Here is a 14,130-nt window from a genome sequence, read left to right as displayed (position 1 = left end):
GTGTTATTTCTTAACATTACAAATAAAGCGTTTACATTTATCTCTTTAGCTCAATATGTTTACGCTGTTTTGGTCACAAAAATCCGACAAAGTCCGGCCAAGGATGACTCCCTGACCGGCACGTTTTAGGCCAAAACACCAAATGCGTACCCAATAATGCCTACTGCGAATAAAGCAAAAATCAGAGCGATTGCGTTCACTTTCTTTTTCAGTAGCCTCATACATAAAAAGGTCAATAATAGTGGTAAAAGTCCGGGCATCAATTGATCCAAAATCATCTGAACGGTCGTAATAACCTCTTTTCCATCCGTCCCCACATATCTTGATACCACCAGCGGCACATTCAGGGTGGTCCATTTGGAAACAAGTGCGCCCATAACGAAAAGCCCCAGTATGGAGGCTGACTCCGTGAGTTTTTGCAACCGGTTTCCCGACATATCGGAGACAATCTCCGTACCTTTGTGATAACCGTATTTCAGACCGTACCATTTCGTTGCCAAGCGTACAATGTTAAAGAGCAGGAAGAAAATAAACGGTCCGATAAGGCTGCCGGATAAGGCGATTGAGGCTCCCAGCGCAGCCAGAACCGGACGTAAAGTCCCCCAGTAAATTGGGTCACCCACTCCCGCAAGAGGTCCCATTAGACCGACTTTGACTCCACTGATGGTAGCATTGTCAATCGGCTGGCCGCTCGCTTTCTGTTCTTCCATCGCAGCCGTTACACCCATAATAGGCGCCGAGATAAACGGTTGAGTATTGAAAAATTCCAGATGTCTTTTCAATGCCTCTTTTTGATCTTCTTTCTTGCTGTACAGCCGCTTAATCGCCGGGATCAAGGTGACACAGAAACCAATCGACTGCATTCGCTCAAAATTGAACGAGCCTAACAGGAAGCATGAACGTACAAACATTTTATTTAAATCACTTTTAGTCAGCTTCTTTTCTTTCATAATGCTCTCCTCTTCCGTCAGGTATTTACTATAACTCTTCAATTTCTTCCATATTCTCATTACGTTGGTTGTATTTTGGACTCAACTGGATGTAAAGCAGAGCCAGAACCGCGCCAATGACCCCAAAACCAACCAGATTAATGTTTGTAAAAGCTGCAATGACAAAGCCCAGAAAGAAGAATGGCATCAGGTATTTGGCTGCCATCATATTAATGACCATCGCATACCCTACGACTACGATAAAGCCGCCCGCAATTTGTAGTCCTCTTGTGATAACCTCCGGAATTGCGTCAAGCATTGCAGTCACCAGACCCGTTTCTGCAGCAACTGCCACCAGAACAGCGGGCAGAGCGACGCGCAGACCTTGCAAAAGTAAGGCAGTAAAGTGACATAGCTCAATTCCTTTGAAATTTGCAGATTCCGCATACTTATCAGCTAAATGCTGGAAGAAGACAGTAATCGTCCTGACAAAAATGGTAAGCACTTGTCCGGCGGCTGCAATTGGAATCGCAACGGCAATTCCGGCGCCGATCGATTGATGGCCGACGATGACCAAAATGGTGGAAACTACGCTGGCTAGAGCAGCGTCTGGTGCTATGGATGCTCCTACATTCATCCATCCCAAAGCCATTAATTCCAGAGTACCGCCAAGTATAATGCCAGTTTTGAGATCGCCAAGGACAAGGCCAATCAACGTACACGCAATCAGAGGACGATGGGTTTGCCCTTCATCCAGAACGCTGCCCATGCCACATATGGCCGCTACCAGTGTTACCATCACAATTTGAAAAACAGTCATTTCTATAACTCCTCTCTTGTTGCCGCCTGGTATTTACGATCATAGATCCTGCAGTTTGGTAATTAAGTTGATTTTCGGATCACTGGCTACTTTTCTGATTTCCAGCTCAATGCCTTTTTCATGCAGCTTACGAAATGCGTGTACATCCTGTTGGTTTACGGAGACCGCCCCGGTAATCTGTGTCTTCCCTTCCTTAAAACACATTCCGCCTACATTCACCGAGCGGATGGGTACTCCCCCTTCCACAACCCGCAGTACATCCGTAGGGTTGGTAAAGAGGAACAATGTTTTAAAATCACTGTATTTGGGGTTATTATAAGCCTCTATCGCTTTGTTAATCGTTACGACATACGCCTTAATTCCAGGCGGCGACACCTGAAGCAATAAGGTTTTGCGTAGTGTATCCGCTGCGACTTCATCGCTAACGGCGATGATCTTGTTGCACTTCGCTTCTTTCACCCAAACGGTCGCCACCTGACCGTGAATCAGACGGTCATCAACACGAACTAATGCAATTTGCATTCTATAATTCCTCCTCTGATTGACTGTTTCGAATAGCACGAAAAGACATCATGGAATCGTGCCCCGCATGGATCGCTAGATTTACCAAATTCTCCACTTGTTCAGTCCCTCTGTTTGCAAGAAGGTCAACGATCATTGGCAGGTTGACTCCTGTCACAATATCCATTTTTTCATGGTTAACCACAATTCGGCTGGCAGCATTATAAGGACTGCCACCGAATAGATCAACAAGGAAGATAACACCGTCCGTCCAATCCAGCGATGCCAACGCAGCCTTATATTTCTCTACAAGTCCGCTGACACTTTCACCTGGTTCAAACGTAACACCTGCCACATTATCCAATTGGCCGAAAACCATTTCCGTTGACCTCAGTATTTCTTCAGAAAATTTCCCATGTGTCCCAACAATTACACCGATCATCTGTCTCACCCCCTTTGTTTCTCTCCACATATATCTATAATGCAAGTTCTGTGCCAAACATCTGTATAGATCAGAGGAAATTTTGTAAACAACAAAAAACCCCCGTTGCGTCGGAGGTTTTTTCCAGTCTGAACAGATCATTATTTATCAATCCTCGCTACTTTCATACACATATGAAAGCGTTTTATACTCTTTGGCCATTACTGTGGAATAAAGTTATATACTTCGCTCAACATTTCGCAAATATAATATTTTTCGTCATCAGAAAGTATAAGATTCATACCAGAAACAAATATGCTGCATGAACGGTTTACCACCTCGAATATGCGCTGGTCGAGCTGTTTCACTTCCCCCTGATAAACAAGTCCATCGCGAATAACCATGCGTTCCAGCGCATAAGCTGTGTGAGTAGAAATTTGGACTTTTGTTGCATAATCAAATTTGACTTCCAATCCAAGTTCCAGCTCTTGCACAAATCTCATCACCATTCCCAGAATTTTGTGGGGATTCAAATAAGTCATAAATTCTTTCAGACTTTCCTCGCATAACTCCCTGACGACTACGCTTTGATCCACAGCAGGGATCTGTTTGTTATTCAGCAGTAGCTCTCTCAATGTCTGCTCACCGCTTGCTTCAATCAGCTTTTCCAAGGGAATAAACGGGATTTCCGGCTCGCTTGGCCGTTTTACTCCAATCACGGCAAGAATTGTTCGCTTAGACCGCATATCCTGGACCACTTTATCCAACTCTCTTACGTTTACCGGGACAACCAGTATTTTCTCATCCGTCAAATCGCAGACAATTTTCTCCACAAACTCTTTCAATTTGACCGCTGCACCTTTGCCGGAGGAGCAAACCGTCACAATTGCCTTATGAACTACTTTCACTGCGGCGCTGCTATTGTTATATCCCCTGAAATCCTTTAGCGATTGGTATATCTCCTCTATCCCCATGTCAAAAACACTGGCCTTTCGGACAGCCTCCAGCGTGAGCGGAGTTGAAACCATATCAATGGTCTTTACATTGATTCCAACACGTTCCATAATAGTTTCTTCAAGATTGAGCAAAGAGCCCATATCAACCAGCAGCAGCACGCCTCTACCACGGTCAATGCTCTTTACTTTATCGATAATAAGCTCCAAAATTTCCCTAGGACTGACATCGAGAGGCATATCAACAGCGCAAAGATTAGAACTGCCCAGCAAGCTGTCTACGACGCCGACGATGCTGCTCGCTGTACTGGTGCCGTGTGCTGCCACGATAATTCCCACACTACCCTGTCGTTCCTCCTCAACAGATTTCAGAAGAATCGCCATATAAGTTATTTCGGCCTCTGGTACATGTACACCGAACTTAGACTCGATCAAACTTTTGATAGTCTGGGCCAGTCTGTACTCTTCATCATGGTCATTCATCGGTTCATAGATTCGTGCATCACCGTATTTTTTCTCTCTGGTGCGCTTGAAAAAGGCGCTTAAATGAAGACTGAAAGCATACACGAATCTCTCGCTGTAAATTCGGTTTAGTTCTTTTTTGGCCATTTCCTTAATCTGCTCGGAGAATTCAAGGATGTCTTTGTCCACAATTTTCAGAATTCGTTCCCTGCTCCCCTTGGTGTTATAAAAACGGTTATAAAAGCTTTTAATATGGATATTGACATCCGTAGCAATAAATCTGTGGATGTAGACGTCGTCGAGCCCTTCTTCCTTCAGCATGCCAATCTTGTCTTCAATTAGTTTGTAAAGGTTAAACGGCAGCTCGGAAACAACCTCTTCATCCAAAGCTTTTCTTCCTTCTGGAGTAATGTATAGGCACGAGGAAATACATCCCATTTCCTTCATCTTATATTGCGTTTTATCAATATTAAACAAACCATCTCGGATATTTCCCGGCAGGTTTTTAAAATCAAGTCCTATTTCTTCTTTGTTTTCATGTATGCTGTTTAAAAACCCTTTAGCGCATACCAGCTGGATGTTCGACTTTAACTGGCCGATATTGCCGTAAGTGACGCTGCCGATCAGTGCTCTTACTACCTCTGGTTCAATCCTAATCGGCTTGTTTACCCTATTGGCCTCGTTAGCAAACAAATGCTTCAAAATCAGCATTTGCTCCTCAATAGCACGTTCCTGAAGGGAAGGGATATTGATCGTGATGGGTATGCGCCTAATGAAGGTTTTCAGCATGGATGATCCGGGATCCTCCGTCGTAGCTCCAATCAATAACACACTCGCGTCTCTTTTTCGATCCGTTTCGCCCAATTTGTTATAGGTGTGAGTATCCATGAAATAGAAAATCATTTCCTGGCCTTCCGGGGGTAAACGGTGAATCTCATCCAAAAACAGGATGCCTCCGTCAGCTTTCTCCACCAGCCCTGCTTTTTCATGATCAGCGCCTGTAAACGCCCCTTTAACGTGACCAAAGATGTGGGAAAGTAGCAAGTGGGGGTTATTGAAATAATCAGCGCAGTTAAAAACGATAAATGGCGCATGCTCTGAAAACCGCTTCATATACTTGCCATAATGGTACATCAACCTGGCAAACATAGTTTTTCCAACACCAGTCTGCCCGACTATCAGTGTATGCAGACCTCTAGGAGGATACAGAATCGCTGCCTTCCCCTGCTCAACCTGGTTACGCATGCTGCCCCTGAAACCGATCAAGGCATGGAACGGATCGACCTGTTCGTCAGGCAGCAGTACCTCTTTGATGCTTTTGACCTCAATTTGTTTCTCTTTCAGCCGAACCCGAAAGGTGTCCTCGATAATCTGCTTGTGCAGAAACCTGACCGGTCTTCCTTTGATTTTAAGGATTAGATCGTCACGCAGCAGATTATTCAACTCTTTGCTCACATTGTTTCTCAGCATCTTTTGATCATCAGCAATTTCCGCAACCGTAATCCCTTTCCCCCCAAGTAAAGCCTCTTTGGAAATTTTCTTGGTGCTTTCGGCAATATACTCTAAAATCTTATCTATTCGTTTCATCTGTATTCCTCCAGCCAGAATCAGTCATTGGAAATTGATTTCAACCTGCTTATTTAGGGAACAGAATATTGTTTTTCAGCGCATAAGCTACTCCATCCTCGTCATTCGAAAGAGTAACGGTGTTGGCAGCAGCTTTGACCTCAAGGGGAGCATTTTCCATGGCAATGCCAAGTCCCGCAAAGGCCAGCATGTCCATATCATTGTAGTTGTCACCAATAGCCAGACAAGCGCTTTGTTTCAGTTGGTACTCTTTTAGCAGAATTTGAATGGCTGCGGTTTTGGAAGCCTTTTTTGACATGATTTCCAGATACGTAGGCTTGGATAAGTAGAGATTTACTTCTTCGCCGTATACGGGTCGCAATACTTGAAGGACGCGGCTGATCTCTTCGGGATCACCCATGCACAAAATTTTACTGGTTCCATCAGTCTCTTCCCTCCAACCATTGGTAAGTTTAGAAAAACTATAAATGCGAGGCTCGATATTGGTGATGTCACGTTCTTGAAGCGCCCATGCATCCAATTGCTCAATATACCACTCATCATCCTTATACAGGCTTACATGAAGATCATATGCAGCCAGGCTGTCAAGCAAACACTGTGTCATTTTCGTATCTATATAACGGGTGTTCAGCTTGTTCCCGTGCCTATCTATAACAAGTGCCCCACTGTAGCATATGAGAGGCTCAGAAATACCAAGATGCTTCTGCAATGGAATAATTCCTTTTGGCATTCGCGCAGAGACAAGAACCACTGGAATCTGCTTATCATTTATAACCTGGAGAATGGTTTCTTTGGTCGCTTCCGTGATTTGATGCGCCGAGTTAAGCAGCGTCCCGTCAATGTCAATGCAGACAATTTTATAAGTTTCCATAAATGATTCCTCCAACCCCAGTGTAATTTTGTTATTCAATGAATGAATATACAAGAAAGATAGTGTATATAACCAAAAATGTAACACACATAATAACTGTTACTCATTACTACAAGCTTTGACCTTGTGTATGAATCGTTTCTTATCAGAGAAAATTACTCGGTAACGTTAACATCTAGGCAGGAGAATTGCATAGGCTTAGAGAAGTAGATCTTTCATAAATGACAGACTGTGAAGTTGTACCGGAAATGTACGGGAAAGGAGTTTGAATAAGTCAATGATACGATATGGATTACAACAGGAACAAGGATTCAAGCTGGTTATGACGCCCGAATTGCGACAAGCAATCACGATCTTGCAATATTCTTCGGCTGATTTAATATCCTATCTGCATGAACAGGCGAACGATAATCCAGTCATTGATTTGCCGGAGTTTAATATGTCCATAGGCAGTATCAAAGAAGCAGCAGAGCGGTTTTCACAGAAAGATCGAGGTGAGCTGCTTGAACATTATCGTGGCGGAGAAAAATATCCATCGGTCCAGCGTGCAAACCCCGTTACTTTTCTGGATTTTGTTGCCAATCCAAATGATACCCTGTTTGAACATCTGAACAGGCAGCTTGGACTGGTAAGTGGGCTTACAAATTCACAGCGTATGGTGGCATGGTACCTCATTGGCAATTTGAACGAAATGGGATATTTAGAACTTGATGTTCCAACAGTCGCATCACTATTGGACGTTCCCTTAGCCGAAATTGAGGATATGCTCTTGGTGATACAGAGTTTTGATCCACCGGGGATCGCCTCTTACAGCTTGGAAGAGTGTCTTCTTCTCCAGCTCCAGCTTGCTGGCATGGATGATGAATGCATAGTCAGAATGGTGAGCAACCATCTGGCCGATCTGGCGAACAATCGGATACAAAAAATTGCGGATGCTCTTGAAATTGGTAGGCGAGAGGTTATACAGATGGCCGATCGAATTCGCAAGCTAAATCCATGCCCGGGCGCAGCATTTGCTCATAAAGAGCAGCAATACATCATAGCAGATATAACGGTCGAAAAAGCCAACGGTGAATATCTTGTCCTGATTAATGACATTAGTGCGTCGCGGGTTGAGATCAACCCTTTTTACCGACAAATGATGCAGGATCTACCGAATAGTGAAACCAAACGTTTTATCCATGAGAAGATGAATACGGCAAAATGGCTGATCAATAGCCTGAAGCAACGTCGGCTGACCCTTCTACGGGTTGCCAAGGCCATTGTGGAAAAGCAGCAGGATTTTTTTGAGCATGGCGTGTATTTCCTCAAACCAATCACCCAAAAGGAGATTGCCGAAAAGACGGGCTTACACGAATCCACGGTCAGCAGAGCGGTCAGTAATAAATTTATACAGACGCCTCGCGGATTGTTCGAACTCAAATTCTTCTTCACTTCCTCCTTGACGTCAGCGGACGGAGAAGCTGCTTCATCGGAGAGTGCAAAAAAGCGAGTTAAAAAGTTGATAGATGATGAGGACAAGCGAAAGCCGTTATCGGATCTGGCTATTACCACCCTGCTGGGAAAGGAAGGTCTGCATCTATCACGCAGAACCGTGGCGAAATATCGGGAAGAACTGAGATATCTTTCTTCTGCCAAAAGAAAAAAGTTTGAAGTTTAAATGTCTAAGGGCAGCGCTCACATATCGAAAAAAATTATAGGTAGCCAATCTTTTGGTGCTCATTTCGGCCGCCTTCCTCTTTTAATCAGTTTAAACGTACGTTAAAAAGCCGGGCGCTCTCTTTCACAGATAGTGGTAGGTGCAGCAAGACAGGCAACGTCTCAGGAAAGCTTTTATGCAACTCCCGCTGATACCAGTAAGCGACCGACAAATAGTGGTTCGATTGGGAGTTCCCATAACCATGTTCTTGGCAGCGGTCTGTTCCGCTCCGCTGTTCACTCCTTTGAAATCAGGCTGGAATGTTGGTGTTCATTTCATCCAGCGATAGCAAAAACAGATACAGTTAATAGTCGCGTTTGATCCGGTTCCATATTTTTCGATTTGGCTTGATCCAGAATGATCCGACTCGCTAGTTCTTGAATTCACCATTACACCCCCTTTCTTGAACTAGGATGTTTTCACTTTTGAAACGTTTCCAATTTGCTGTAAGAAAAACGTCATTCATTAGATCCATACTATGAATCGACCGAATGAGCTGATATTTTTACAATAAAATCATGTAGTTTCGCCTTGCTTGAAGACAACGGGGAGACGATACACTTGCTGATCTAAAGTTTCACCTTCGATTTTCTTATAAAGCAGTCTGATTGTCATACGTGCCATCTCCTCCAGTGGCTGCCTGATTGTAGACAATATCGGATGAAAATAAGGATGATCCTGAATGCCGTCGTAGCCGATAACCTTTACATCTTTTGGAACACGAATACCCTGCCTACCTGCTCTTTCTATGTATTTGGCGGCAAACATATCGGTAATAGCGAAAATGCCGTCCACATCCTGATGCTTAGATAGAAATTCGCCAAAATAGGCTTCGTCGTCCACAATAGGATCTGGTTTCTCGTATACAACATAGTCTACACCTAATTTTTTCGCCTCATCAATGAAACCTTTTCTTCGATTCATGGTTTCACTAAAAACAGAAGTTACACTTCCCATAAAAGCCGGTTTCTGGGCCCCTGCTTTAACAAGTTCCCTCAAAGCTAGACGGCCTCCCTCATAATTATCTGAGGTCACACAGGTAATTTTTTTGTTGAAGTGCCTATCAATACTTAGAATCGGAATGTCATTGCTTACGCTATTCTCTATATCATTGTAAGTAATGCCGACAATACCAGCCACTTTGTTTTGCCGTAGCATATCCAGATAATACAGTTCCTTTTCGGGCTTGCCGCCGCTATTACATAACATGAGCTTAAAGCCTTCCCGATCCAACTCATCCTCAATGTAATAAGCCAGTTCAGAAAAAAAAGGATGCCAGATACTTGGAAGCAGCAAGGCTACCATCTTGGATTTCCTCATCTTGAAATTTCGAGCGACTTCATTAGGAAAATAATTCAGTTCTTGTATAGCTTCCTCCACTTTTCTGCGTGTATCTGGTTTTACAGAGCCCGAGTTGTTAATAACTCGGGATACAGTTCCTACAGCTACGCCAGCTAAGTTAGCTACATCTTTAATACTTGGCATCTCACTCCCCCTATCTCTCTTTATGAAAATTATAATAACACTGAGATGGAAACGTTTCAATTTTTTTGATGCTCTTTTTTCGCTGACCGTTTTCATGCTTCCTAAAGAATGTCGTCGCTTTAATGAAGCTCTATTGTCAGTTGTATGCGGATCTTGAAAAAACAAGGCTTGTGATGAAAATTATCATTAGAGAGAACGGTTATAATCTGTATCAATTTTTGTTCCGGAAATATCCCTACGCTTGCTCAAGCGTTCTCTCCAGTACATCCGTCAGAAAAATGATTTGCTCCTCGATCTTGCCCTTTTCATGCCAACCCTGCATATGAATTTTGTGCCTCCAGCTTCAATAATACTTATTCATATTTTCAGATTATTCATCAATGGAAAGTGTTTTTGTTGTTACTTTATTTTTTCGACAAACGTTTTACTAATTGGTTGAGGGGTCTTGGTATGTGGCGTTCTTTTCGTGTTCTATCGTTCCGTAAGTAAGCGTGCAGCCTTATAAACGTTCATGACCACAAATGCCCACGGCCTTTATAAAAGCTTTTTATCTTCCCTGTCAGGCTGAAGCGCCAGCGCGGATTCCATTAGATATACGTCCTTGTCCTCTACATCTGTTCATATTCATCTCTATCTTTCTTGTTTTAGTGGTTAATCCCAAATTTCCTCAGAGATCACGTTAAATTTGTAAAGGCAGCCGATAATCAGCTGCCTTTACGTTTAAATAGTGTTTGCAAAATTATAATTCTTATTTTCTAGAATAGGCTTGCAGATTTGCGTACATAGGCCTTACAAGAGCACATTTCTCAAGTGCTTGCCGTATCAACATCTGCCCAATAGAGCCGCTGGCGCCAAACAGGTGAAGCCCTCCTGGAAAGTGTCTTAGAACGTTGATGCTACTTTGGCCACTTCTTGAAGTCCTTCTTTTACAATCACCTCTGCACGATCCTTGTACTGATTATGTCCTTCAATAATAACATCGATAGTTTGAATTCCGAAAAGGCCAAGATTCATCTTCACTGGTTTAACCGCTGATTCGAAGGACACCATCGGCTCTATGGAGTACATTCCTCCACGTGCGCTTAGCAATGCGACTTTTTTATCACCGGCAAGACCAACAGGACCTTCAGCAGTAAATTTAAATGTTTTGCCAACCTGGGAGATATGAGCGATGTAGTTGACCAACGGTGCAGGTGCCATGGTGTTCCAGAGTGGAAAGGCAATGATTACTTTATCTGCGGCAAGGAATTGATCCAGATAACGATTGGACGTTGTTGTGGCTTCCAACTCTTCTGCCGTAATTTCATAACCTTGACTTAATTTATAGATGCCTGTGATCACAGTATTCCCATAAGTAGGAAGGTTCTCTACGAACAAATCAAGTTCAGTAATTACATCAGAAGAATGGGTATCTTTATAAGTCTTGAGAAAAGTCTCATACATCTGAACACTTACTGCTTGATCTGCTGGACGATCATTCGCTTTAATAAAAAGTACATTGGACATAGTAATTTCTCCCTTATAGTAAGATATTTATCTCAGTCCATTTCATATTGCGCCTTTTTAAAGCACACTTAAAACTTTTAAATGCAACTGTTATAAGCACATTATAATTCGTTTATTCCTTAATCTCAAGTTTTATTTCTGTACGAATGTTAGGTTACAAAATATGCTTTCTTCTGAATACAACAATAGACGACTAACTATGATCGATGAAGAGGTATACTTTTAATCACTTTTCTTACAACTAGGGTTTTAAAAAGCTTACTTTCGTCTATTGATTGAACTTACCATCAAAATTTATATGATTATCTAAAAGATATTTGGAACGGGTCTATTCTGGTAGTATCCTTTAATACTTTAACCGGTATTACCATACCAGTGCTGTTCTCTATATACATTAGTTACAAGTATGCGCAATTGGGGGGATGAGCGATCAGTGTACTGTTATAACAAAATTCAGCAAGAAAATAAAAAGTCGCCAATATGGCGACATCTTATAACTTTTAACCACTAAGGCAGCATCATTGGTTAAAGCTTTTGAGATGCATCTTTGAATCAGCACATTATAATTTTTTTTAAATTTTTACCAATTAAAAGAAATCTATACGATTAGCGACATCATCGATTGTAAACTGACTCAAATATTTTATAGTGTGCTGTTCAGTTTCATACAGAATTTTTTCCAATTCAAGATCAAGCTGTTTAGCGGCATCTCCACAATCAATATCAAAATCAGATTCTGATATATCCGTATTTACTGCATAATAAATATCACCTAAAGTAATTAGACCGGGAGCTTTTCGTAAAATGTAGCCCCCCTCACGTCCACCTTTTGACTCCACGATACCTGCAATGGTTAAAGACTGCATGACTCTTCTCATGAATGTAGCATGCGATTTAACTTGACTCGCAATCATTGCACTAGATAAAACGCTGTTACTTTTTGCTAGCCATACGACAGAATGAACGGCTATTTTAAAACGGGGAGGACCAATGTGGATTCCACGATTTGCTGTACTCATATGAACACACCTTTTCTCTGTTTAGTTATTATTGGTTATTTAAACTGAATTGGAACTGATAATAAGCTTTAAATATTCTCAATTCGTTCTGCTAAAGAATATATTCCTTCATTAACGCACCAGTCGAGTATAACACCTCTAATCTATATTAGCAGGTACGAGACGTGCTCACACTAAAATCAATGAAAATTCCTGATCTCTCCTACTGGTCCGGCGGGATGGAGAAAACCACATAAGCACGCAAGCCCTCAATGTTACAAACCATCCAGCGAACGATATAAACAGGCCCAAATTTATGAATCAGGATGAACCCCAGCACAGCGGGCCAGTTAGTCTGGCCGGGAAAGGTTTTTCTCAACCCTCGGAAAGGTACAAAATCCATTCAGAGTCCCAGCCCCGCCAATAACAGCGGTAAATAGACAAAAACTATGATCCAGCCATTTGGCTTAAAGGTCCCTTTAATGTGTTAACTCCGCTAATGATTAGGAATCCTAATACAACCAAGGAATACGTAGTTCTCGGATTAACCCCCTAAGTTTGGACACTAACTCTCTCTTGCTCATCGAGATTTCGTTTTTGAAATTATACACGAACTTCTCGGATCGGAATCGGTTTTGTCTGGTTTTTCTCATAAAACTGAGACGGCGACAAATCGCGAATGCCGGAATGAATTCAGTGACGGCTTCATAAGCTTCGCTGTACGTTTCAAAGTCGTAGCGAACTAAGCATTCATCCTGCAATAACCTATGAAAAGATTCAATATGTGCGTTCATATTCGGTGTTCGTGGAGGAATGCGTTCATGCTCCACTCCAAAGCTTTCACAGGCAGTTACAAACCCATGAGAAATAAACTGAGGGCCATTGTCTGAACGAATCACAGGTTGGTTTGCACCTTAAATAATTGTCTCTTAAGCAAGGCCGTTTGTAGCGTTCAGATCACATCTTTGGCCTCGCACCGCAATCCTATGTGGTAAGCGACCACAGAACGGTCGTAAACATCGAGGCAGGACTGAATGAAGAAGAATCGGTCTTCTCCTGCAATATAACCGTACTTAATGTCCGTCTCAAACAGTTGGTTCGAATTCGTAATGATCCGATTTCGTGCCAGTTTCCGTGGGTAAGACGAGTTCACTTTTCGCTGTGGTCGCAGGATGTTCAGTTCTCTGAACAATCGGTAAACCTTCTTTTTGTTAATGATTAGGCCATAATCTCGGCGTAAAACGACGGTTAATTTTCGGTATCCATACGCATTGCCGTCTGCAGAAACCAGCTCCATAATCCGTTCCATAATCTGAGCATCCGGTACTTTTACGCCGTCCGAACGCAGCGAATATCCTGGCTTTTGTCGTCCCTCACTTGCTGTTTTCTCGATCACTTTTCCATTTTTATGGTAGTAGTAGCTAGATCTCGGGATGTTGGCCAATCGTAGCACAAGCGTGACGGCATATCCTTCATGGATGGTTTCTTCAATTGATCATTTTCTTGGGAAAGCACTTTGGAATCCAGTCCATGTATGGTTTCCAGTGAAGTTTCACCATATTTACCTTCTTCAAATTCCTTTACCCAACGTTGAAGCATATTGACGGCAATTTCATATCTCCGGGCTACAGCCGCCTTATTCCCGGTTTCGATGGCTTCCTTGACGATTTGGCGTTTAAATTCTCTAGAATGTTTATTTCGTGTCATTTCCTCAGCCACTTATCACTAGTAGTGTAATCCATATACACTCTTAGTGTCCAAGTTCACTAGGGGGCTAAAGAGTTTTGCTATCTACACAAACTTATTATCTTATCCAATATAAAAAAGTGTCAAATTGAAAAATCAATTTGACACTTTTTCTACACGTCGTGAATTACCAGAGTAATCCCTGTGGTTAA

14 protein-coding genes are annotated in these 14,130 nt (G+C 42.4%); 1 reads left to right on the top strand and 13 read right to left on the bottom strand.

Annotated elements, in window-relative coordinates:
* Positions 1–125: 125 nt before the first annotated feature.
* The 6 genes from manZ to ABH897_RS26690 all read right to left on the bottom strand — a co-directional run bounded on the left by manZ (position 126) and on the right by ABH897_RS26690 (position 6,544).
* On the bottom strand, positions 126–950 hold the full coding sequence (gene manZ / locus ABH897_RS26715; protein ID WP_283655284.1) for a PTS mannose transporter subunit IID: 825 nt from the start codon (positions 948–950) through the stop codon (positions 126–128).
* Positions 951–978: 28 nt separating this feature from the next.
* The gene (locus tag ABH897_RS26710; protein ID WP_044647965.1) at positions 979–1,749 is read right to left on the bottom strand and encodes a PTS mannose/fructose/sorbose transporter subunit IIC; all 771 of its coding nucleotides are present in this window, start codon (positions 1,747–1,749) and stop codon (positions 979–981) included.
* 39 nt (positions 1,750–1,788) lie between these two features.
* The gene (locus tag ABH897_RS26705; protein ID WP_044647966.1) at positions 1,789–2,271 is read right to left on the bottom strand and encodes a mannose/fructose/sorbose PTS transporter subunit IIB; all 483 of its coding nucleotides are present in this window, start codon (positions 2,269–2,271) and stop codon (positions 1,789–1,791) included.
* A gap of 1 nt (position 2,272) precedes the next feature.
* Complete coding sequence (locus ABH897_RS26700; protein ID WP_404592929.1) at positions 2,273–2,692, bottom strand: PTS sugar transporter subunit IIA; 420 nt, start codon at positions 2,690–2,692, stop codon at positions 2,273–2,275.
* A gap of 200 nt (positions 2,693–2,892) precedes the next feature.
* On the bottom strand, positions 2,893–5,673 hold the full coding sequence (locus ABH897_RS26695; RefSeq protein ID WP_404581462.1) for a sigma-54-dependent transcriptional regulator: 2,781 nt from the start codon (positions 5,671–5,673) through the stop codon (positions 2,893–2,895).
* A 49-nt stretch (positions 5,674–5,722) separates the two neighbouring features.
* Positions 5,723–6,544, bottom strand: coding sequence for a Cof-type HAD-IIB family hydrolase (locus ABH897_RS26690; protein WP_404581463.1), 822 nt, complete (start codon positions 6,542–6,544; stop codon positions 5,723–5,725).
* 277 nt (positions 6,545–6,821) lie between these two features.
* On the opposite strand from ABH897_RS26690, the gene rpoN reads away from it, so the two are divergent.
* Positions 6,822–8,204 carry an RNA polymerase factor sigma-54 gene (rpoN, locus tag ABH897_RS26685; RefSeq protein WP_404581464.1) on the top strand — a complete coding sequence of 461 codons (1,383 nt, stop codon included), beginning with the start codon at positions 6,822–6,824 and terminating at the stop codon, positions 8,202–8,204.
* A 555-nt stretch (positions 8,205–8,759) separates the two neighbouring features.
* Here the strand turns inward: rpoN and ABH897_RS26680 are convergent.
* The 7 genes from ABH897_RS26680 to ABH897_RS26650 form a co-directional block, all read right to left on the bottom strand.
* Positions 8,760–9,728 (bottom strand): LacI family DNA-binding transcriptional regulator, encoded by a 969-nt coding sequence (locus ABH897_RS26680; RefSeq protein ID WP_404581465.1) that lies wholly within the window; start codon positions 9,726–9,728, stop codon positions 8,760–8,762.
* 882 nt (positions 9,729–10,610) lie between these two features.
* Positions 10,611–11,261 carry an FMN-dependent NADH-azoreductase gene (locus ABH897_RS26675; RefSeq protein WP_404520729.1) on the bottom strand — a complete coding sequence of 217 codons (651 nt, stop codon included), beginning with the start codon at positions 11,259–11,261 and terminating at the stop codon, positions 10,611–10,613.
* 560 nt (positions 11,262–11,821) lie between these two features.
* Positions 11,822–12,253 (bottom strand): RrF2 family transcriptional regulator, encoded by a 432-nt coding sequence (locus ABH897_RS26670; protein WP_044647973.1) that lies wholly within the window; start codon positions 12,251–12,253, stop codon positions 11,822–11,824.
* A gap of 202 nt (positions 12,254–12,455) precedes the next feature.
* Complete coding sequence (locus tag ABH897_RS26665) at positions 12,456–12,611, bottom strand: hypothetical protein (protein WP_404529598.1); 156 nt, start codon at positions 12,609–12,611, stop codon at positions 12,456–12,458.
* A gap of 133 nt (positions 12,612–12,744) precedes the next feature.
* The gene (locus ABH897_RS26660; protein WP_404575685.1) at positions 12,745–13,062 is read right to left on the bottom strand and encodes an integrase core domain-containing protein; all 318 of its coding nucleotides are present in this window, start codon (positions 13,060–13,062) and stop codon (positions 12,745–12,747) included.
* 122 nt (positions 13,063–13,184) lie between these two features.
* Positions 13,185–13,628, bottom strand: coding sequence for an IS3 family transposase (locus tag ABH897_RS26655; RefSeq protein ID WP_404529599.1), 444 nt, complete (start codon positions 13,626–13,628; stop codon positions 13,185–13,187).
* On the bottom strand, positions 13,625–13,939 hold the full coding sequence (locus ABH897_RS26650; RefSeq protein WP_404581467.1) for a transposase: 315 nt from the start codon (positions 13,937–13,939) through the stop codon (positions 13,625–13,627). The genes ABH897_RS26655 and ABH897_RS26650 overlap by 4 nt, the downstream gene beginning before the upstream one ends.
* Positions 13,940–14,130: the final 191 nt, after the last annotated feature.

This window comes from Paenibacillus sp. RC73 (assembly GCF_044908085.1).
GTDB classification, from domain to species: Bacteria; Bacillota; Bacilli; order Paenibacillales; family Paenibacillaceae; genus Paenibacillus; species Paenibacillus terrae_A.
This window is presented reverse-complemented; position numbering and strand designations above follow the sequence as displayed.